Origin of the sequence: uncultured Arthrobacter sp. (genome assembly GCF_947495145.1) — a bacterium.
Taxonomy (GTDB): domain Bacteria; phylum Actinomycetota; class Actinomycetes; order Actinomycetales; family Micrococcaceae; genus Arthrobacter_D.
On record NZ_CANLXP010000012.1, the window covers coordinates 84,818 to 104,555 of the forward strand.

18 protein-coding genes and 1 pseudogene are annotated in these 19,738 nt (G+C 63.7%); 16 read left to right on the forward strand and 3 right to left on the reverse strand.

Going from position 1 to position 19,738, the window contains the following annotated elements:
- Positions 1 to 82 precede the first annotated feature (82 nt).
- The 3 genes from Q0877_RS10805 to Q0877_RS10815 are packed head-to-tail and all read left to right on the forward strand — an operon-like array spanning position 83 to position 1,537.
- On the forward strand, positions 83 to 547 hold the full coding sequence (locus Q0877_RS10805) for a hypothetical protein (protein WP_299167617.1): 465 nt from the start codon (positions 83 to 85) through the stop codon (positions 545 to 547).
- A 1-nt stretch (position 548) separates the two neighbouring features.
- The gene (locus Q0877_RS10810) at positions 549 to 752 is read left to right on the forward strand and encodes a helix-turn-helix transcriptional regulator (RefSeq protein WP_299167619.1); all 204 of its coding nucleotides are present in this window, start codon (positions 549 to 551) and stop codon (positions 750 to 752) included.
- Between the two features lie 26 nt (positions 753 to 778).
- The gene (locus tag Q0877_RS10815) at positions 779 to 1,537 is read left to right on the forward strand and encodes a glycosyltransferase family 2 protein (RefSeq protein ID WP_299167621.1); all 759 of its coding nucleotides are present in this window, start codon (positions 779 to 781) and stop codon (positions 1,535 to 1,537) included.
- A 13-nt stretch (positions 1,538 to 1,550) separates the two neighbouring features.
- Here the strand turns inward: Q0877_RS10815 and idi are convergent, their stop codons facing one another.
- Positions 1,551 to 2,093 carry an isopentenyl-diphosphate Delta-isomerase gene (gene idi, locus Q0877_RS10820; protein ID WP_299167623.1) on the reverse strand — a complete coding sequence of 181 codons (543 nt, stop codon included), beginning with the start codon at positions 2,091 to 2,093 and terminating at the stop codon, positions 1,551 to 1,553.
- A 35-nt stretch (positions 2,094 to 2,128) separates the two neighbouring features.
- Here idi and Q0877_RS10825 point away from each other — a divergent pair, with 35 nt between their 5' ends.
- The 13 genes from Q0877_RS10825 to Q0877_RS10880 all read left to right on the forward strand — a co-directional run bounded on the left by Q0877_RS10825 (position 2,129) and on the right by Q0877_RS10880 (position 17,098).
- Positions 2,129 to 3,199 carry a polyprenyl synthetase family protein gene (locus tag Q0877_RS10825; protein WP_299167625.1) on the forward strand — a complete coding sequence of 357 codons (1,071 nt, stop codon included), beginning with the start codon at positions 2,129 to 2,131 and terminating at the stop codon, positions 3,197 to 3,199.
- Complete coding sequence (locus Q0877_RS10830) at positions 3,196 to 4,110, forward strand: phytoene/squalene synthase family protein (protein WP_299167627.1); 915 nt, start codon at positions 3,196 to 3,198, stop codon at positions 4,108 to 4,110. Before Q0877_RS10825 ends, Q0877_RS10830 begins: the two co-directional genes overlap by 4 nt.
- A complete protein-coding gene (gene crtI, locus Q0877_RS10835; RefSeq protein ID WP_299167629.1) occupies positions 4,107 to 5,714 on the forward strand; it encodes a phytoene desaturase family protein in 1,608 nt (535 codons plus the stop codon). The genes Q0877_RS10830 and crtI overlap by 4 nt, the downstream gene beginning before the upstream one ends.
- Positions 5,714 to 6,064, forward strand: coding sequence for a lycopene cyclase domain-containing protein (locus Q0877_RS10840; protein ID WP_299167631.1), 351 nt, complete (start codon positions 5,714 to 5,716; stop codon positions 6,062 to 6,064). The genes crtI and Q0877_RS10840 overlap by 1 nt, the downstream gene beginning before the upstream one ends.
- Positions 6,061 to 6,384 carry a lycopene cyclase domain-containing protein gene (locus Q0877_RS10845; protein WP_299167633.1) on the forward strand — a complete coding sequence of 108 codons (324 nt, stop codon included), beginning with the start codon at positions 6,061 to 6,063 and terminating at the stop codon, positions 6,382 to 6,384. The genes Q0877_RS10840 and Q0877_RS10845 overlap by 4 nt, the downstream gene beginning before the upstream one ends.
- A complete protein-coding gene (locus Q0877_RS10850) occupies positions 6,381 to 7,244 on the forward strand; it encodes a prenyltransferase (RefSeq protein ID WP_299167636.1) in 864 nt (287 codons plus the stop codon). The genes Q0877_RS10845 and Q0877_RS10850 overlap by 4 nt, the downstream gene beginning before the upstream one ends.
- Before the next feature lie 151 nt (positions 7,245 to 7,395).
- Positions 7,396 to 8,193, forward strand: a complete 798-nt coding sequence (locus tag Q0877_RS10855) for an ABC transporter ATP-binding protein (RefSeq protein WP_299167658.1) — start codon at positions 7,396 to 7,398, stop codon at positions 8,191 to 8,193.
- Between the two features lie 55 nt (positions 8,194 to 8,248).
- Positions 8,249 to 9,250 carry an iron-siderophore ABC transporter substrate-binding protein gene (locus tag Q0877_RS10860; RefSeq protein ID WP_299167638.1) on the forward strand — a complete coding sequence of 334 codons (1,002 nt, stop codon included), beginning with the start codon at positions 8,249 to 8,251 and terminating at the stop codon, positions 9,248 to 9,250.
- A gap of 5 nt (positions 9,251 to 9,255) precedes the next feature.
- On the forward strand, positions 9,256 to 11,349 hold the full coding sequence (locus Q0877_RS10865; protein WP_299167640.1) for an iron ABC transporter permease: 2,094 nt from the start codon (positions 9,256 to 9,258) through the stop codon (positions 11,347 to 11,349).
- A 252-nt stretch (positions 11,350 to 11,601) separates the two neighbouring features.
- A complete protein-coding gene (locus tag Q0877_RS10870; RefSeq protein WP_299167642.1) occupies positions 11,602 to 12,273 on the forward strand; it encodes a Type 1 glutamine amidotransferase-like domain-containing protein in 672 nt (223 codons plus the stop codon).
- Between the two features lie 1,360 nt (positions 12,274 to 13,633).
- Entirely contained in the window at positions 13,634 to 15,643 is a 2,010-nt protein-coding gene (locus tag Q0877_RS10875) for a GNAT family N-acetyltransferase (protein ID WP_299167644.1), read from the forward strand.
- On the forward strand, positions 15,640 to 16,095 hold the full coding sequence (locus Q0877_RS17100; protein WP_367182163.1) for an ASCH domain-containing protein: 456 nt from the start codon (positions 15,640 to 15,642) through the stop codon (positions 16,093 to 16,095). The genes Q0877_RS10875 and Q0877_RS17100 overlap by 4 nt, the downstream gene beginning before the upstream one ends.
- A 166-nt stretch (positions 16,096 to 16,261) precedes the next feature.
- Positions 16,262 to 17,098, forward strand: a complete 837-nt coding sequence (locus Q0877_RS10880; RefSeq protein ID WP_299167646.1) for a hypothetical protein — start codon at positions 16,262 to 16,264, stop codon at positions 17,096 to 17,098.
- A gap of 390 nt (positions 17,099 to 17,488) precedes the next feature.
- Here the strand turns inward: Q0877_RS10880 and istB are convergent, their stop codons facing one another.
- Positions 17,489 to 18,277, reverse strand: coding sequence for an IS21-like element helper ATPase IstB (istB, locus tag Q0877_RS10885; RefSeq protein WP_299167648.1), 789 nt, complete (start codon positions 18,275 to 18,277; stop codon positions 17,489 to 17,491).
- Positions 18,274 to 19,638: pseudogene (gene istA, locus Q0877_RS10890) on the reverse strand (IS21 family transposase); the annotation flags it as partial. The pseudogene istA and the gene istB, both read right to left, overlap by 4 nt.
- Between the last annotated feature and the right edge of the window lie 100 nt (positions 19,639 to 19,738).

The following is a 19,738-nucleotide window of genomic DNA, read 5'->3' on the forward strand; positions in this document are numbered from 1 at the left end:
CCGTAGGGCTTCCCGCCTTGACCCGAACCGGCAAGTAAAGCACACTTGACATGTCAAGCGAGCTTTACAGAAGGGTATGTCAATGAATCAGGATGTGCGGACAAAGTGGGGCCGGTCAAAACTCGGTGGGGGGCGCGTGCCTGCGATGGCCGTTGCCGTACCCGCCGGACTGGCCCTCGGCGCCCTGCTGGGCCTGGTTGCAGTCTGGCTCGGCGTAGCGGGCCCTGATCCGGTGATTGGCGGCACGGTGTACGCGGTTCTGCTCGCGCTGCCGATGACGTCGCTTGTCTACGTTCTCGTGGTGGACCGGTCCACCATGGTCGGGGCAACCGAGCGCCCGGAGGAGTCCGTTGAATCCGGCTGGTATGACCGCGCGGCGGCCGGGGCCTTCAGCGACATCGTCATCGTGGCCGGTCTTGGGGCAACTGCGCTCGCATTCATCCCCGCGAACCTGTCCGTCGACCCGATGCTGCTGCTCGTGGGCGTCATCATCGTCTCCTTCGCCTCTTTCGCGCTGCGTTACCTGCTCCTGCAGCGAAGGGGATAACGTGCGCAACCGGGTGACCGAATCCCGACAACGCCTCGCCTGGTCGCAACAACGTCTCGCGGACGAACTGGGAGTATCCCGCCAGACCGTCATCTCCATCGAACGCGGACGCTTCGATCCGTCCCTGCCTTTGGCCTTCCGGCTCGCAGCGGTCTTCGACTGCACCCTCGAGGAACTCTTCCTGCCGGACGAGCAGTCCGAATGAACGCCGCGGAGCGTTACGATCAGCAGATGCCGTCCCTGTCCGTGGTGATTCCCTGCAAGGACGACGCCGGGCCGCTGGCACGCTGCCTTGAAGCCCTCGCTGCGCAGACCGTGGCTCCGCTGGAGGTCATCGTGGTGGACAACAACTCCGGTGATGACAGCGCGGAGGTCGCCGCACGGCTGGGGGCGAGAGTGCTCAGCGAGGCAACCCCGGGGATCGCCGCCGCAGCGTCCGCCGGCTACGACGCCGCCCGCGGCGACATCATCGTCCGCTGCGACGCCGACACCATTCCGCCGTTCCACTGGCTCGAACGCATCGCCGACCGCTTCACCCGGGAGCCGGACCTCGCCGTCCTCACCGGGCCCGGCCACTTCTACGACGCCGGCCCCGTCCGTGCGAAGCTTGCCAACCTTGGCTATATGCAGGCCTACTTCGTCTCCATGGGCCTGGCGATGGCACACTGGCCGCCGTTCGGCTCCAATTGCGCCTTTCGGCGCACGGACTGGGAACAGGTCCGTCCCCGGATTCACCGCTCCGACCCGGACGTGCACGACGACGTCGACCTCGGCTTCGCGCTCGATCCCACCCAGCGCACGGTGTACGACCGCTCCCTCAGGGTCGGTATCTCGGCCCGCTCGCTCGCCGGGGGCGCTGCCGGGCGCCGTCGTTTCGCGCGGGCTTTCCATACGCTGGCGCTGCACTGGCGGCAGGCACCGCCGTGGGAGCGCTGGAAGCGAACGCTTCGCGCCGGCCGCGAGCGCCGTCGTCGTGCGTTGCTGTCTTGACTGCGGCTGACCGCTACGCGGGTGAGGGAAAGCGCTCCGGGTAGAGCAGCGGCAGCTGAAGCGTCAGCCAGGGGCTGAAGGCCCAGGGTGTAGCGGCGACGGCGGCGGTGAGCTGCAGCGGGTCAGCCCACTGCCACTCCATCACCTCGTCTTCGCGCGGATTCACCGGGGAAACCGCCCGTGCTGTGTAGACCGGGCAAATCTCATTCTCGACCACCCCGGAGGCATCCACAGCGCGATACCGGAAGTCCGGCAGCCGAAGCTCAATCGAGTCCAAGCTGAGCCCCAGCTCGTGTTCGGCGCGGCGCACCACCGCATCCTGAGTGGCCTCGTCCGGGCCCGGATGCCCGCAGAAGGAGTTTGTCCAGACACCCGGCCACGTGCGCTTGGACAGGGCGCGCCGGGTAATGAGGATGCGGCCGGCGTCGTCATAGACGTGGGCGGAAAACGCCAGGTGGAGGGGTGTGGACGTGGAATGAACCGTCGCTTTGTCCTCGGTGCCGACGGGTGTTCCGTCGTCGGCGGCCAGGACAACCAGCTCTGCCGTTCGGTTCATTTCCCTCCAATAGATTGCGCGTGTTTACTTTACCTATGGACAAGGAGACCACACTGGCTGGTTCAACCGACAGCCGGCTCGTCAATGATGTCCTCACGGCCTTTTTTGCCCGGTCGAAAGCCCGTGCCGCAGCAATGCACCCGGATTACCGTGCCATGTGGGAGCACCTCGAGGCCTGCACGGTGGGTGGGAAACGCTTCCGGCCCCGCCTGGTGATGACCGTCTACACCCTCCTTGGCGGAGCGAACCAGGCGGCGGCGGCAACCGTCGCTGCGTCCTTCGAACTCCTCCACACTGCGCTGATTGTGCACGACGATGTCGTGGACCGGGACTTCGCCCGTCGTGGAGTGCCGAACGTCTCCGGGACCTACCGCAACGTCGCTGAGAAGCAGGGAGCAAGCCCTGCGCGCGCCGAGCATGCCGGCATGTCAGTCGGTGTGATCGCCGGTGACCTCGCGCTGTCCAACGCCTACCGGCTGCTCGGACAGGTCGACACTGACCTACCGATCCGGCAGCGATTGGAAGATCTTCTCGACGAAGCCATCTTTGCCTCCGCCGCCGGCGAACTACTTGATGTGCTGGCTCCCCTCGATCCCACGCCGCAGCCCGTCGATGAAGTGCTCGACATGGCCCGGCTGAAGACTGCCGTCTACTCCTTTGAAACGCCGCTGCAGGCCGGAGCCATTCTTGCCGGCGCCGATGATCGGCTGGTGCGCGCTCTCGGCGAATTCGGCCGCTGCATCGGTATCGCCTATCAAATAGCTGATGACCTGATCGGCGTCTTCGGCGACGAAAGCCGGACGGGCAAGGTGGGTTGGGGTGACCTGTGTGAGGGCAAGCGGACCGCGCTCATCTCCTACGCGGCCGAGCAACCGCAGTGGCCGCGAATTGCCAGGCTCCTGGCGGACCCAAACCTCAGCGCATCGGGAGCAACGGAGGTCCGCGAACTGCTGATCGAATCCAAGGCACGGGACCGGTCCATGCAGCTCGCCGCTGACCATACGGAGCAGGCCCTGCAGTTCCTGCTTGAGCCGTTTGTGCCCCAAGCCCTGCGGGACGGTTTGACTCCCCTTTCCGACGTCGTTTCCGAGCGGATCCGCGCGTGAGCGGCAACCGCGATGCACTCGCTGACTACACGGATGCCGCGTTCAAGTCCTCAGCTGTGGTGCTGCGCTCCTACTCCACCTCTTTCGGGCTGGCGTCGCGGTTGTTCGATGCCGGCGTGCGCCGGCAGGTGGAGTCCGTCTACGCACTGGTGCGGGTCGCCGATGAGGTTGTCGACGGCGTCACCTCCGCCGCTGGACTGGCATCCGAGGAAACCCGGCGGCAGCTGGATGAGTTTGAGCGGGAGACCGAGCGTGCCATGGCCCTTGGCTACAGCACCAACCTCGTGGTGCACGCTTTCGCAGACACCGCCCGCCGCACCGGGATCGGCACTGACCTGACCCGCCCGTTTTTCGCCTCCATGCGGGCGGACCTGGACCAGGTGGAACACACTGCGGCGTCCTTCAGCGAGTACGTCTACGGCTCCGCGGAAGTGGTGGGCCTGATGTGCCTGAAGTGCTTCCTGGCCGGGCATGCCGTGAGCGCGGCGGAAACGGCACGGCTGGAGCACGGGGCGCGGCACCTCGGCGCTGCGTTCCAAAAGGTCAACTTCCTGCGGGACCTCGCCGAAGACTTCCAGTCACTGGGCCGCAGCTATTTCCCCGACGTCTCCCCCGCCAACTTCGACGAGGCACACAAGGCACGGCTGCTGGCCGACATCGAGCACGACCTCCGCGAGTCACGCGCAGTACTCCGCGGGCTCCCGCCGTCGAGCCGCAGGGCGGTCGCGCTGGCCCAGGAACTGTTCGCCGAACTGGCCGAACGGATCCGCGCCACGCCCGCCTCAGAACTCATCCGCACCCGGATCAGCGTCCCCAATCCGGTGAAGCTCCGCATCGCAGCCGCTGTCCTCACCGGCAGGCGCGGACTTGAGCCACTACATCCGCACACCACCGGAGTCGAGGCACAGTGAAGGCATGCACCCCGTCCGGACGCACCGCCGTCGTCATTGGCGGCGGCATCAGCGGACTGGCCACCGCTGCGCTGCTGGCCGCCGAGGGCCACTCAGTCACGGTGCTCGAAAAGCAGGACTCCGTGGGCGGCAGGGCGCATTCCTGGAGCGAGGACGGCTTCCGGTTCGACGCCGGTCCTTCCTGGTACCTGATGCCGGAGGTGATCGACCACTACTTCCAGCTGCTCGGCACCTCCGCCGCTGAGCAGTTGGACCTGGTGAAACTCGACCCGGGTTACCGGCTTCTGTCCGAGGGATTCGCCGAGCCCGTGGACGTCCCCGCTGAGCGGCGCCGCGTGGTGGAGCTCTTTGAGCGGCTCGAGCCCGGAGCGGGCGCCAGGCTGGAGCAGTATCTCGACTCAGCGGCCGAAACCTACACCATGGCCACCCGGCGCTTCCTCTACTCCACATTTGAGTCGTTCGCTTCGCTGCTGACACCGGATGTGCTCGGCCGTCTGCCGCGCCTTGCCCGCCTGCTGCTGGAGCCTTTGCACAGCTACGCCCGGCGCTACGTCTCCGATCCGCGGCTGCAGCAGATCCTCGAGTACCCGGCAGTGTTCCTTGGCACCTCGCCGTTCACCGCGCCGAGCATGTACCACCTGATGAGCCACCTCGACCTCGACGACGGTGTGCTCTACCCCATGGGCGGATTCACCCGGCTGGTCGACGCGCTCGAGCGGCTCGCCCGGAATGCCGGCGTCGAGATCATCACGGACGCCGAAGTCACCGCGATCGACACCACCCCCACAGCCTCACGGAAGCGCCCCGCGGCGGTACGGGGGGTCAGCTACCGCTCCGGAAACGGAGCCCAAACAACCATGGCGGCCGACGTCGTCGTTTCAGCTGCCGACCTCCACCACACCGAAACCGCGCTACTCCCCCGGGAACTGCAGACCTACCCCGAGAAGTACTGGAACCGCAGTACCGCCGGGCCCAGTGCCCTGCTGCTCTATCTGGGTGTCCGCGGCGAGCTGCCGGAACTGGAGCACCATACGCTGCTCTTCACGGCGGACTGGGAAGAGAACTTCCGGGCGATCTTCGGCCGGACCCCCTTCATACCGGCGCCTGCCTCGATGTACGTGTGCAAACCCAGCGCCACTGACCCCACCGTCGCACCCGACGGGCATGAGAACGTCTTTGTCCTGGTGCCGATTCCGGCCGATCCGAGCCTCGGCGGCAGCGGTGGTGAGCGGATCGAGCGCGTCGCCGACGCCGTGATTGAACAGCTCAGCGAGTGGGCAGGAGTGCCCGACCTTGCTGAGCGGATAGTGCTGCGCCGCAGCTACGGACCGGCTGACTTTCAGCGCGATTACCACTCGTGGAAGGGCACCTCGCTGGGCCCGGCACACACCCTGCAGCAGAGCGCGTTCTTCCGGGCAGGAAACATCAGCCGGAAAGTGCAGGGCCTGTACTACGCGGGTGGCTCAACCATCCCCGGCATCGGGATCCCCATGTGCCTGATCAGCGCGGAGCTCGTCATCAAGCGGCTGCGCCGCGATGGAAGCACCGGACCCCTGCCCGTGCCGTTGCGCCCCGGCAAGGTCCGCGAGAGCACTGACGCTTGATGGGTGCCGCCTACCTGCTGTTTCTGCTGGCGTCGCTGGGCTGCATGGTGCTTCTGGACCAGCGGCTGCGCCTGTTTTTCTGGCACGACGCCGGCCGCGCGGCTGCCGTGCTCATCACCGGCGTACTGTTCTTCCTCGCCTGGGACCTGGCAGGCATCGGGCTGGGAATCTTCTACCGGGGCCAGACCGACATCATGCTCGGCATCACGCTCGCGCCCGAACTGCCGCTTGAGGAAGTGGTCTTCCTGACGTTCCTCAGCTACCTCGTGATGAACCTGTTCCTCATGTTCCGCCGGGGCTTTGAGCAGCTGCACTCCCGCCGATCCGCCCAGGTGGAGGAACGCTCGTGACGTATTGGGCACTCAATGCCGTCTTCCTCCTTCCGGCGCTCGCCGTGGGTCTTGCCGCCGCCGTCGCCCTGGGGGGCCGCCGCCGTAAGGCTGCGCTGGCAGCAGCGGGGTGCGCCGCCGTCGTCGTGCTGGTTCTCACGGCGGTGTTTGACAACATCATGATCGCCGCCGGCCTGTTCAGTTACGCGCCGGGTCTCATTTCCGGGCTCTCGGTCGGCCTTGCTCCGCTGGAGGATTTCGCCTATCCGGTGGCGGCGGTGCTCCTGCTGCCGGCGCTGTGGATGCTGCTGGGTGAGCGCCGACGGAAGCGACAGCCATGAAGACCATCCGCACCCTCCTGCTGTCCTCACGCCCCCTGTCCTGGGTGAATACTGCGTTCCCGTTCGCGGCCGCCTACCTGCTGGCCGCCGGGCGAATCGACCTTGCCTGGGTGATCGGCACCATCTACTTCCTCATCCCCTACAACCTGGCGATGTACGGGATCAACGACGTGTTCGATTACGAGTCCGACCTCCGCAATCCCCGCAAAGGTGGCGTGGAAGGTGCCGTGCTGGACCGAACCATGCACGCGACCACCCTCCGCGCGGCGATCGCCACCAACGTTCCGTTCCTCGCAGTTCTGGTTCTGTTCGGCGGACCGCTGTCCTGGCTGGTGTTGGCCATCAGTGTCTTCGCGGTCATCGCGTACAGCGCGCCGAAGCTTCGGTTCAAGGAACGCCCGTTCCTTGACTCGGTCACCTCGAGCACGCACTTTGTGAGTCCGGCCGTGTACGGATTGGTGCTGGCGCAGGCCGAGTTCACTCCGGCGCTCTGGGCCCTGCTGGCCTCGTTCTTCCTGTGGGGGGTGGCGAGCCAGGCGTTCGGCGCGGTGCAGGATGTGGTGGCGGACCGGGCGGGCGGCATCGCCTCCATTGCGACCGTCACCGGTGGGCGCGCCACCGTGCGGTTCGCCATTGCCGCCTATCTGGTGAGCGGCGCGCTTCTGCTGTTCACGCCCTGGCCGGGTCCGCTGGCGTCGTTTCTGGCGCTGCTGTACGTGGTCAACATTGTTCCGTTTGCCACCCTGGAGGACGACGAAGCCGAGCTCGCCCACCGCGGTTGGGAACGGTTCCTGTGGCTCAACTATGTGACCGGGTTCTTCGTGACGATGCTGCTGATCTGGTACGCCACGATCCGCTGACCGATGTCGGCACAATGGATTACGCAACGCTTCTGTTGCGTAATGTTTGCCAGATCACTAAGGATCGCCTTACCTTAGTGGAGTGACCCTCGCCGAACCCGTCCTCCGCACCGCGACCCGCACCTCACCGGTCGGTCTCGACGTTGCTAACGTGAGCATCTCCTATGGGCGTCAACCGGCGGTCCGCGACGTGTCATTCGAACTGAAGCCCGGCGCCGTGACCGCGCTGATCGGCCCCAACGGCAGCGGAAAGTCAACCCTGCTGCGCACCATTGCCCGGCTGCACACCGCGGACACCGGAAGCGTCACCACCTCCGACGGCGCCGATGTCTTCGCGCTGTCAGCCAAGGAGTTCGCCAGGAAGATCACGCTCCTCGCCCAAAGCCGTCCGGTACCGGCCGGCATCACCGTCCGCGAGGTCGTGGACTTCGGCCGCCACCCGCACCGCAGCCGCTGGACCGGCAGCGATGCCCGCGGTGCCGCCGTCGTTGCGCACGCCATGGAACTCACCCGCACCGCGGAACTCTCAGACCGGCCGGTGGCAGCCCTCTCCGGCGGTCAACTGCAACGCGTCTGGCTTGCCAGCTGCCTGGCACAGGACACCGGGGTCCTGCTCCTCGATGAACCCACCACCTATCTGGACCTGCGGTATCAGGTGGAGATTCTCGACGTCGTGCGTGACCTGGCGAGCCATCACGGGGTGAGCGTCGGCGTCGTTCTCCATGATCTGGACCAGGCGGCGGCCATCGCCGACCATGTGGTGCTGCTTGAAAACGGTGCCATCCGCGCGCAGGGGTCCCCCCTCGAGGTGCTCACCGCAGAGCATCTTTCAGCCGCCTACGGGGTGCGTGTCGATGTCACTGTCTCCGGCGGAACCGTCCATACCCGTGCAGTGGGCCGGCACAACGCCGTCGGCAATCATTCCGCCACGGTCCTTCAAGCTTCCTGATTCCACCCGTTCACCCCATCGAAAGCGCGTTCGCGCCGTTCGCGCCTCCACAGAAATGACCCTGATGAAACAACCGAAGATCCTCGCTGCCCTCGCGGCCGCTGCTCTGCTCACCCTCTCTGCCTGCGGCACCACCGAGGAAGCCGCCAGCAACACTGAAGAAACAGCGGCGGCATCCGGTGAGAGCATCACCATCACCGACGCCCGCGGCAAGGAGGTAATCCTCGACGGGCCTGCCGAGCGCGTCGCCGGAACTGAATGGAACGTCGTCGAGAACGTTGTCTCGCTGGGCGTCATGCCCGTTGGCGTCGCGGACATCGAGGGCTACAACACCTGGGTCAGCTCCGCCCCGCTGGACGACACTGTTACGGACATCGGCGTCCGCGGCGAGCCAAGCATCGACACCCTTGTCGCACTGGAGCCGGACCTGGTGCTCGTCACCGATCAGCTGGTTGAGGGCGCCATCGAGCAGATCGAGAAAACCATTCCCGTCATCGTGGTTCCGGGCGGGGATTCGGCCGACAACATCGGCCAGATGTTCGAGAACCTCGATCTCATCGCCAAGGCCACCGGCACCGAGGACCAGGCAGCAGAGCTGAAGGCCAATTTCGAAGCCAAGACCGAAGAGGGGCGCGCGGCCATCGAGGAAGCCGGAGCCGCCGGCGCTCCGGTTGCTTTCTCTGACGCGTACGTCGACGCAGGCAGCGTCTCCATCCGCCCCTTCGCCACCGGCTCGCTGGTGTCCGATGTGCTCGCCGGACTCGGTCTCGAAAACGCGTGGGATCTGGAAGGCGATCCCGTGTACGGCCTCGCCCAGACCGATGTCGAGGGCCTCACCGCCCTCCCCGAGGACACCCGCTTCTGGTACATCGCCAATGACACCTTCGGCGACCCCTACCAGGACGAGCTCGCGGACAACGCTATCTGGAAGTCGCTGCCGTTCGTCGAGGCCGGCAACGTTCAGCGCTTCCCCGACTCCATCTGGATGTTCGGTGGGCCCACGTCGATGGAGCAAGTCATCGATGCGGCCGTCTCCGCAGTGGCTGACCAGAAGTAAAACCCATGACGCCGGATACCCTGACCCGCGCCGCCTCCTCAGCTGAACAGGTTGCTGACGCGAGGCCAGGGATCCGGCTCGTGGTGTTCGGCCTGCTCCTCGGAACGGCCACCGCGCTCCTCGCCCTGGTGCACATCACCCAGGGCACCTCCACAGTCAATGCGACGGACATTCTGGGCCTGTTATTAGGGAACGACGACGCCGAGACGGCCGCCATTGTCGGCGCCAGCAGGGTGCCGCGGTTGGTAGCCGGAGTTCTGGTCGGTGGAGCGCTCGGGGTGGCGGGTGTCATCATGCAGTCCGTCTCCCGCAACGCCCTGGCCTCCCCTGACACCCTTGCCGTCAATGCCGGTGCGCATCTGGCCATCGTGGCGGTCGCGGCGGTTGGCCTGCAGGTTCCGCTGCTCGGCGCCGTCGGCGTTTCCTTCCTCGGCGGGATCGCGGCTGCCGCTTTGGTGCTGGCGCTGGCGGGCTCCGGTCAGTCGGGAAGCGTGCGGCTGGTCCTCGCGGGCTCAGCCATCGCACTGGCGTTTGCTGCCCTGACCCAGACCCTTCTCATTCTGTTCGCCCAGGAGACGCGCGGACTGTTCGCGTGGGGTGCGGGTTCGCTCGGACAGAGCGGGATGGACAAGTTCGTGGTCCTCGCGCCATTGATAGGCGTAGTGCTGGTCGTTCTGCTCCTGAAATCCCGCTCGCTGGATCTGCTCACGCTTGGGGATGACCAGGCGCGGGTGCTGGGAATCAATGTTCGTGGGACGCAGGTTCTGGCGATTGTGCTCGCCGTTCTGCTTTCGGCTGCGGCCGTCACCATTTCCGGTCCGATTGGTTTTGTTGGCCTGGCTGCCCCTGCCGTCGTCCGGCTTGCGGCCGCGAAGATTCCGGGCCTTCACCGGCACGTTGCACTCATCCTTGCCTCCGCCCTCACGGGTATCTTTCTCGTTCTGGGGGCGGACGTCCTCCTGCGCGCGCTGGTGGGGGCACAGAGTGCCGTGGAGGTTCCGACAGGCGTGGTGACTACCATGTTCGGCGCGGTCTTCCTCGTGATCCTTGCGCATCGGATGCGGACCTCGGGGCCTACGCGGGAGGCACGTCCAGTGTCCCTGCGGGGAACGCGGCCGGGTGCGGGCGCCGTCGTCGTTGTGTTGCTTGCCCTGCTGCTCGTTGCGGGCACCCTTGCCGGGCTGCTTCTTGGGGACGCGAAGCTGCTGCTGGGGGACGTTGCCAATTGGGTTTCCGGGCAGGCAGGACCAGTGGTGTTGAGTGTGATGGACGCGCGCCTCCCGCGTGTTGGCGCGGCGCTGCTTGCGGGGGCGTCGCTGGCGCTGGCTGGGACGGCCATCCAAGCGGTGAGCCGGAACCCGCTGGCGGAGCCCTCGATCATAGGTGTTTCCGGGGGCGCGGGGATTGGAGCGATCGCAGTCATCACTTTCATTCCGCTGGCGGGGTTCTGGCTGATCGCGGGGGCGGCGGGTGTGGGCGCGGCGGTGGCTGCCGCCGTCGTCTTCGGTCTTGCTTTCCGTGGCGGGCTGCAAACCGACCGGTTCGTGCTGGTGGGAATCGGTGTTTCGGCGGCTGCCATGGCCGCGATCACCCTGCTCATAGTGCTCACGGACCCGTGGAATGAGGCGAAGGCGCTGACTTGGCTGTCCGGGTCCACCTATGGCCGGTCGATGGATCATCTGATTCCGATGGCCGTTGCGCTGTTGCTCACGGTGCCGATTATCGGTTCGCTGCACCGCACCCAGGACCTGTTGGCGCTAGATGAGGACACTCCCAAGCTGCTCGGCATTGCGGTTCCGCGGTCGCGGTTGATCCTGTTGGTGTGTGCAGTGGTGCTGACAGGGTCCTCGGTGGCCGGAATCGGCGTCATCGGGTTTGTGGGGCTGGTGGCGCCGCATGCCGCCCGTGCACTGGTGGGTTCCAGGCATAAGCTCGCAATCCCGACGGCGATGCTGCTGGGCGCGTTGCTGGTGTGTGTGGGCGACATGATCGGCCGGACGATGATCGCTCCGGCGCAGCTTCCGGCGGGCCTGCTGACCGCACTGCTTGGTGCGCCGTACTTCGTGTACCTGTTGTTCCGTAGCAGGCTCACGAGGTAAGTGGTTCAGAATTTCGTCGTTGCGGCACGTTTCTGGATCTTTGAATGGTGAGGTCTTGCTGGTGTGTAGAGACTCGCGCGTAGCCGATCTTCACCATTTCAGTGTTGCACTTATCGAGCCTTCACGGGGCATTTCATCGTGCCGGTTTTACGTGCATTTGATGGTCGTGCGGGTGCTCGCTGGCGATTGGGCTCGGCGAGCGCCGGTTGATCGAGTCGCGGTGCGACTAGCGGCAGCCGCTAGGATGGCGCCGTGAAGCTTCTTCTCACCTCGGCAGGCGTCACCAATCCAACGATCCTCACTGCGCTCGAAGAGCTTCTCAGCAAGCCGATCAGCGAGTCCAGCGCACTGTGCATTCCCACCGCCCAATATGGCCACCCATGGGTCGGCCCCGGCATCAAGGCATGGGAATTCATCAGCGGAAGATCCGAGAATCCCATGGTTGACCTCGGATGGAGATCGGTCGGCGTGCTGGAATTGACCGCGCTGCCGAGCATCGATGAAGAACGATGGAAGCCACTCGTTCTGGAGACCGACGTGTTACTGGCGGCTGGCGGTGACGCCCTATACCTCAACCACTGGGTGCAGCAGTCGGGACTGGTCGACATGTTCCCGTCGCTGACGAAAACTGTGTGGGTTGGGATGAGCGCTGGCAGCATGGTGATGACTCCGCAGATAGGTCGAGAGTTCGTCGGCTGGAAGCCGACGACGGGTGACGACGGCGCACTGGGAATGGTTCACTTTTCGATCTGCCCGCACCTCGCGCCTGATGGCGCACCCGGTAACTCTCTCGCGGCAGCAGAGAAATGGGCTGCCGGTATACGCCACCCGTCCTACGCCATCGATGACCAGACGGCCATCAGCGTGACCGATGACGCTGTGGACGTCCTCACAGAGGGCATCTGGCGGTACTTCCCAAAGTAGACGGCGGCCAGCTTCACTGCCAGGAGGACCAGCTTGCAAACAATGAGTTTGCCCTCAATGTGCCTACCGGCGCGCTGACGGTTTGCTTACGGAGATTTTCAACGTAGTCAGAGAGCTGGTGCCGCCAACTAGAGTGACGTCCTAGACTTCGTCTCGTAGTCTCGAGCTATGGGGAGAATTACTTGGTTCGGAGTGATCGCGATCACGGCGGGACTAGCGGGGTGCGCAGCCGAATCAGCGGCGCCCACACCCGGGTTGACGGCTCAGCAGCAGTCGGTCTCACCTGGATCGATTGCCGAGTCAGAGTTACAAGGCCCGCTTCCTACGGAGGCAATCACCGCAGAGCAGAGCTCTGTCCCACAAGATTCGGCTTATCCGTTTCCAAGGGTTGGGTGGCTTGATGGAGGCAACAAGTTCGCCATAGTCCTCGCAGGGAGTTCGAGCTGCCCTTCATTTCCGTCATCGATCGAGGTCGTTGACGCCCATCGCCTAGTTATCGGCACAGATCGGCGCGAAGCCGACGTGTGCTCAGGTGACATGGCTCCCCGCACCCATGTGCTGGTAACCCCTACGGAGATTGATCGCACTCACGGGGTTACCGTCGAATATGGCGATGGAACGACTGTCATGTTGCCGCCCCTCTAACGATTGTCCAGCTGGGCGACTTCCTCTGGACCGGGCCGCATGAGCCGAAGGAGCCCAACCATGACGAAGGAAGTACTTACGGTGAGCCTTCGGCTTACGGCGCTGGGGCGGGCAGCCGATGGTGAATACGGCGCGTTAACACTCCGCCGCTCTGGACAATGCGTCGTTTGGATGCCAGCGTTCTAAATAACCCGAAGGGAGCGCACTATGGCGTCCAAGTTGTTCTCGCTGAATGACCGTGATGCTGCCACTTGGAGAAGGATAATGTTCGCTGCCTCCATTGCAGGAGCCATCTTTCCTCTTACAGAGCATCGTCTCCGCGTCCCTCGGTGGTATTCATATAACAGCCGTAACGCTTCCTTTAGCCGTCTTCTTCATTGTGATTGCCGTCATGATCAAGCTCATGCTCAGCGCGAGGCGTCGCCAGCTTGACGACCCCCTCAACACGATCGACTGAAGAGTCGACGAGCACGGGGCAGCGGTACTGGAAGCTATAACACGAGCGGTAGCCGTGCTCTTGGGGTTCGGCTTACGCGGCTGAATTATGGTTCACGAGAGGGCTGTGCTCCCAGCCCAGCGAACTTGCTGCCGATCTAGCTTAGTGAGCCATCTTCGGTGGTGGTGCCACACTTCAGCTTTCAATTGACCAATTTGATCGGAACTGGAAGCTAGATTGGGTGTGCGCAGTACTGCGCCAGGACAGACAGGAAGCGCCGTGGGGGAATCGGTGGTCATTCGGCCATGCAACGAAGCCGACTTTGAGGCTGTCGTGGAACTGGGTGACCGATTCAAGAAGTATCTCGGGCTCTATCCGCACGACGCTTACCGGACGTCTATCCTTGCGAACTGCGTTTACGGAGCCTTCGACCGTGACAAGTTGGTTGGCTACGTGCTTTTCGCCCTACCCTACGCTGACGTTCGACTGATCCACCTTTGCATAGAGCCGGGTTACCGCGGGGCAGGCCTCTCCCGACGGTTGGTGGACGAAATACAACTGCAGCACGCAGACAGGCAAGGCATCCGCGTTAAGTGCCGCCGGGACTATCCCGCGCATCGCGTCTGGCCCAAGCTCGGCTTCCAAGCGGAGAGCTTCCCCGAAGGGAGGGGCAGGGACAAAGCCGAGTTGACTGCCTGGCGGAGATCCTTCGGTCATATCGACCTGTTCTCAGCCTCGTTGGCGGACGATCCTCGTATTCAAGTCGCACTAGACACCAACGTCATCATGGATATCCTCTTGGACCGAAATCCAGAGACCGAGGAGTTTCTCGAGTCTCCTATCTTGCAGGGAGAGGTGACCTACTGTGTTTCGCGGTCGGTGAGAAATGAACTGTCCGGGCTCGAACCAGTCACCCGCCGGCGGCGGGTCATGTCCCAGCTAGGAAGGTTTGAAGAGCTCTCCAGCGAACTGTCAGTATGCGATGCTCTTTGCAGCGAACTGCTGCGGGCCATCCCTCCCATTGATCTGCTCAAAGACCCCAGCTTGAAGGCTGATGCACGCCTCGTTGCGGAAACTATTGTCAGCGGGGCGTCCGTCATGGTCACCAATGACGACAACGCCGCGAAACTTCTGCGCCCGCTAGCTCTGCGACATGGCGTTGATATTCTGCACCCTTCCCAACTTCTTTTGACGATTGATGAGCTCAAAGGAGTTCGCAGGGATGGCACCGAGAGAATTCAGAACACGGAACTAACGATTGGGCAGGCTCCGGCCGGCGTAGACCGCGAACTTGACCACCTGGTGAGTACGCATAGCGGCGAGACCAAAGCGCAGTTCAGAAGCATCGTGCGATCCAAAATGAATTCGGACATACAGATAGTACGTACGTCCGATAGCCGTCTTGCTGATGCACTGATAGTTACAAACACTTCTGCCGGAGTCGTTGACCTAGAGTTGCTCAGAGTGCGGCGCGCCCCCTTAGGCCCCGCCCTTCTCAAGCAACTCCTCTTTCAGCTCAGACATGAGGCCCTGCGTCAGGGCGCTCTCCGGATCGTCCTCACAGACCCTGCGCCAGGGGGCGGCGAGAGTTACGCAGACATTCTTGAGCAGGAGGGAGCAAAACTCCTCAACGGTCGTTGGACCATTCAGGTGGTTGATGTCCAGGTCGAACTCAACGAACTTCGCACAGGTCATTTTGCCGGGTGGGACCTATCGCCCTGGGTCGAGAGTGGCCTGACAAATGCTAGCGACTATGCAAGGTTGGAGCGCCAACTATGGCCGCTAAAAATCCGAGATGCACCGCTCCGATGCTACGTAGTTCCCATCAAACAGGCGTTCGCTAGCGAGCTTCTTGGGTACGACAACCCGCTCCTCGCCCGCAAAAAGGACCTCGGGATCAGCCGGAGGCACGTCTATTACAAGTCGGCTCCATACACACCGAAGGCACCGGGCAGGATCCTATGGTATGCGAGCGGACCGCTCGGTGGTTCAGTTGTCGCCGCGTCCCAGCTCATCTCGACTCACCGTGCAACGCCGGGCGCCCTGCACAAGAGATTCCAGAAGTACGGCGTTTGGTCTAAATCTGATATCGAGTCACGCGCGAGTAAAACGGGAGAGGCCGTCGCACTCCGCTTCGGTGACACCGAGATCTTCCGCTCGTCTGTGAAGCTGTCCGATGCAGAAGCTATCGTGAGCGCACATGGTCGAGCATTGAACAAGGTACCAACCGCCCGGGAGGTACCCGACGCTGCCTTCCACGAAATTTATAGCAAAGGCATGAACCAATGAGGACTCCTCAATCGTCCCATCAATTGGATAAGCACTCGGACGCGGTCCTCATATCAATCCGAACGCGTTTCGTTCGCTCTATCTTGGCTGGCACGAAGACTTTTGAGTTGCGCAAAAAGATTCCACAGTCGCCGATTGGAAGATTGTTGGTGATGTACTCCTCGGGGGAAGAACAGGCAATCACCGCTTATGCAAGGGTCGCCGGTGTTACTTCCGGTACACCGGGAGTGATTTGGGAGCGGTATGGCTCGCGGCTTGGCCTAAGTCATGAGGAATTCACAGCGTACTTCGACGGATCGACGGTTGCGCATGCCCTCCACCTTGAGGATGTCACTCCTAGCCGGCGGCATCTATCGCTCAACGAACTGCGTAATGACCATTCGCTAGAACCGCCCCAAAGTTGGAGATACCTGTCTCAGGAAACTCATGCACAACTCCTAAACACCCTTTGATCGGAGAATGATCCGGTTTTGGCCGGAGCGGGTAGATTCTGCGAGAAGTGCTTCTGGTGGCTTGCGTTGACCGTTCGTATTTGGTGAAGGACTTATGGATCTTGAAGTTTTTGTGAGGCGGGCCAGGCTGTGGAACCGGGATCCGGGCCCTCAGCACAATGCGCTGGTGAAGAAGCTCAGCTCTGAGGACGCTGAGACGATCATTGATCTCTTCGAGCAAGCCCAGCGCAGCGCGTCCGAGTTATTCATCCAATGGAAGGCTAGGCCCGAGTCCCAGGCACTCTTCGCGGCGAAGACCGTTGAACCGGACAAGGGCAATCCACCAAACCCCCAGGACTTTGACCCCGCAGCCCCTCCATTATTGGGCAGGGTGGATGACCCGCAGCCCTTCAGCTACGAGCAGTGGCTGAAGGGCTGGTGCCTGTATCAAGTCCTCGTCGGCAATGTCCCACCGCCCGATGGACACTTTCTGGAGCAACTGGATCGGCCTGCAATGTTCGACTTCTTCGAGGGCATGATTGGGAACGGACTCCCAGATGCCTTCGAGGAGGCCTACGAGCGCAGCACCGACACGCTGTGGCCCCTCAAACCCCGTGAAGACGAACCGCGCTTCCTCGAATATGCAGAACAGCTCGAACATGCTCCTCACCGGGTGCAGTTATATCGGGCAACCATGAGAGAAGTCGCCATGGACATCAACGCATCCGAATCATGGCGGCAGTGGTGGCTGAGCGGGCCCTTACGGGCAGTGGAGTTCGGGATCGCCGAAAGTCGCGCCATGTACCCCGGCGCTGCAGCTATGCACACTGGACAGGAACCAACGTCAACACGCATGCGAAAGAAAGGTCTCAGGATCATCGGCCACATCACGCCGAACCTGGACCGCATACTGGAGACGGATGAATCAGACATGCCGAAACTCGTACTAGCGGACCTGACCATACTGCTGCGAAAGGTTCATCAGAAATACGCCTTCACCGGGCAGATGCCCGCTGCCAAGTAGAAAGGCCAGGCCTGCCCACGGATTAGCGGGCATCCCCTTTCAGCAGGTGCGCTGAGCGATCCGTCAGAAAATACGCCAGGGCGGTCTACTGCTCCATAACCCTTGATCGACCATCTCGCGGATGGCCTTCAGAACGTGAGGATGAAGTACCGGGAGTGTCTCGCTGAGGTCTACGACCGGTTCGAAATAGCGATTCTTCGCGATCTCATTGGTGGCCCGGAGGACGTTCAAATCCTCCTCGCCCAAAAGCTCCTGTGTCAATGGCCATTAGTTTCTGCCCATAGGCGGCCAGTGAATGTGCCCGCTGGTGGCCAGTAAAACTGCCCGGTGATGGCCAACAGATCTGCCCACTGTGTGGTTCGGCGGGGTTGGCCATCGTTGGGGATGGGGTTAGTTCAGGGCGGTGACTCCTTTCCCGGCGAGGGCTTGGGTGAGGCGGACGGAATCGCCGCTGGTTTGGCAGACGTGGGCGTGGTGCAGGAGCCGGTCGACGGTGGCGGTGGCGAGGGTTTTGGGCATGAGCTCGTCGAAGCCGGCGGGGTGGAGGTTGGAGCTGATCGCGATGGAGCGTTTCTCGTAGGCTGCGTCAACGACCCGGTAGAGGCCTTCGGCGGCGTCCGTGGCCACCGGCAGCAGTCCGATGTCGTCGATGATCACCAGCTCGGCGCGTAGGATCCGGGACACGGCTCGGGTGACGCTGTCATCGGTGCGGTGCGCACGGATCAGGACACCGAGGTCCTCGAGCCGGAACCACGCCACTCTCATTCCGGCTTCCACGGCTTGCTGGCCGAGTGCTTCGAGGAAGAACGTTTTCCCGGTCCCCGAGGGCCCGCAGACGACGAGGTTCTCCCGCCGGGTGACCCATTCCAGGGTCCGTAATGCTTGTTGGGTCGGGGCGGGGATAGACGAGGCGTCGGGGTCCCAGGCATCGAAGGTTTTCCCGGTGGGAAAGCCTGCTGCTTTGCGCCGGTTGGCGAGCATGGACCGGGCCCGCCCGGCGGTTTCCTCGGTGAAGAGGGCCTTGATGACTTCGACCGGTTCCCACCGCTGCGCTTTCGCGGTGGCGATCAGTTCCGGTGCCAGGGCACGGGCGTGCGGCATCTTCAACTGACGCATCAGCGCTTCGAGTTCCGCAGGCAACGGCGGTGCGGCGGTGTTAGTTGTGGTGACGGGGCTCATTCGGCTGCCTCCTCGGTGGTGCCGAGCCGGGACCAGGCGGCGGTGCCCTGGGTCAGGGACCGGTCCTCGTTGGCGGCGTGCGTGGTGGTGCGTTTGGTGGTGGCGTTCAGGATCGAGGCAAGGTCGCCGTGGGCGAACCGGCCGTGCAGCGCGGCGTTTCCGAGGGCCCGGTCCACGGCTGCGGTGCCGGCGATTTTGGCCAGGGTGACGGCTTCGGCCATTTTCACGTTCATCCGCTGCGCGCCTGCGGCGGCGGCTTCGATGAGCCAGGTCCGGGCTCCTTCCCCGAGGGCCAGGAACTCGGCCTCGTCAGCGGTGCGGGCCTTGACCGTGTAATCACCCGGGATCCGGGTCCTGGTGCCGGGGAAGTGCTCATCACAGATCGCGGGGCTGCCCGGGCGGGCACGGCGGTGCCGGGCCACTTCGACCGGACCGGCAGGGCCGTGATGGACGATGATGATCTGCTCGCCGGGCCCGGTGCCGTGGGCGCGGACGAACACGCGGGCGCCGAGCAGGTGCGCCGGCACCGAGTACTGCCCGTTCTCGAAGGTCACCATGGGGGTGTTCTCCGGGACGGTGCGGGAGAGCCCGAACGCGACCGTATGCGCGGTGCCCGGAACCCGATGCAACCGGGGTTGTTCCTCGGCGAGCATCGCCACGGGTTTACGCCGGGTGAGCCGGTGTTCGCGCTGGTTCACATGATCCATGAACGCCTCGCACGCCGCCTCCAACTCGGTGAAGGTCCCGTAGTCGGTGCGGAGGTTGGTGTCGGTGGGAACGAGGTCGGCTTTGGCGAGTTTCACCGCGGCTTCGACTCCGCCCTTGCTGGCCGGGTCCGCGGGCTGGCAGGTCAGCACCGTGACACCGTAATGCCGGGCGAAGTCCAGGGTCTGCTGGTTCCGGACCGGGACCCCGGCAACATGGGCGGTGGTCACGGTCTTCTCGTTATCGGTCAGCACATACGTCGGTGCCCCGCCCAGGATCCGGAAGCACCGATCCAGGGCGGCGAACACGCTGGGTGCGGTCCGGTCCTTGAGCGGGATCACGATCCGGAACCGGGACCAAGCCAGCCAGGCGACGAACAAGACGGTCTTCACCCCATTGATGCGCGGACCGTCGCCGAAGTCGTACTGCAACCACATACCCGGCTCGGTGATCCACGGCCGGTGCACCCGGGTGTGTCCGAGACGCCACGCGGCTTTGACCTGAGCGATCGCCCGCCGGGTCGACCGCTCAGAACCCTCATAGCCGAGGGCGACGAGTTTTTCGTGGGCTTTATCGGCGCGGATCCGGCCCTTCGAGCCCTCGACCCATTCCTCGATCTTGGGCAGGAACGGGTCCGTGACACGGTCCCGGGCAGCGGGTTCGGCGATCGGGCGTCCGGTGAACCGCACCGGGTTTGATGGAGACATCGATTACCCGGAGGATGATTTCATGGCAGCACAGCGGAAGTACCCGATC

Coding starts and splice junctions, on each gene's coding strand:
- Q0877_RS10815 (WP_299167621.1), top strand. CDS start 779: ATGCCGTCCCTGTCCGTGGTGATTCCCTGCAAGGACGACGCCGGGCCG.
- Q0877_RS10850 (WP_299167636.1), top strand. CDS start 6,381: ATGAAGACCATCCGCACCCTCCTGCTGTCCTCACGCCCCCTGTCCTGG.
- Q0877_RS10825 (WP_299167625.1), top strand. CDS start 2,129: ATGGACAAGGAGACCACACTGGCTGGTTCAACCGACAGCCGGCTCGTC.
- Q0877_RS10840 (WP_299167631.1), top strand. CDS start 5,714: ATGGGTGCCGCCTACCTGCTGTTTCTGCTGGCGTCGCTGGGCTGCATG.
- Q0877_RS10865 (WP_299167640.1), top strand. CDS start 9,256: ATGACGCCGGATACCCTGACCCGCGCCGCCTCCTCAGCTGAACAGGTT.
- Q0877_RS10860 (WP_299167638.1), top strand. CDS start 8,249: ATGACCCTGATGAAACAACCGAAGATCCTCGCTGCCCTCGCGGCCGCT.
- Q0877_RS17100 (WP_367182163.1), top strand. CDS start 15,640: ATGAGGACTCCTCAATCGTCCCATCAATTGGATAAGCACTCGGACGCG.
- Q0877_RS10805 (WP_299167617.1), top strand. CDS start 83: ATGAATCAGGATGTGCGGACAAAGTGGGGCCGGTCAAAACTCGGTGGG.
- istB (WP_299167648.1), bottom strand. CDS start 18,277: ATGAGCCCCGTCACCACAACTAACACCGCCGCACCGCCGTTGCCTGCG.
- idi (WP_299167623.1), bottom strand. CDS start 2,093: ATGAACCGAACGGCAGAGCTGGTTGTCCTGGCCGCCGACGACGGAACA.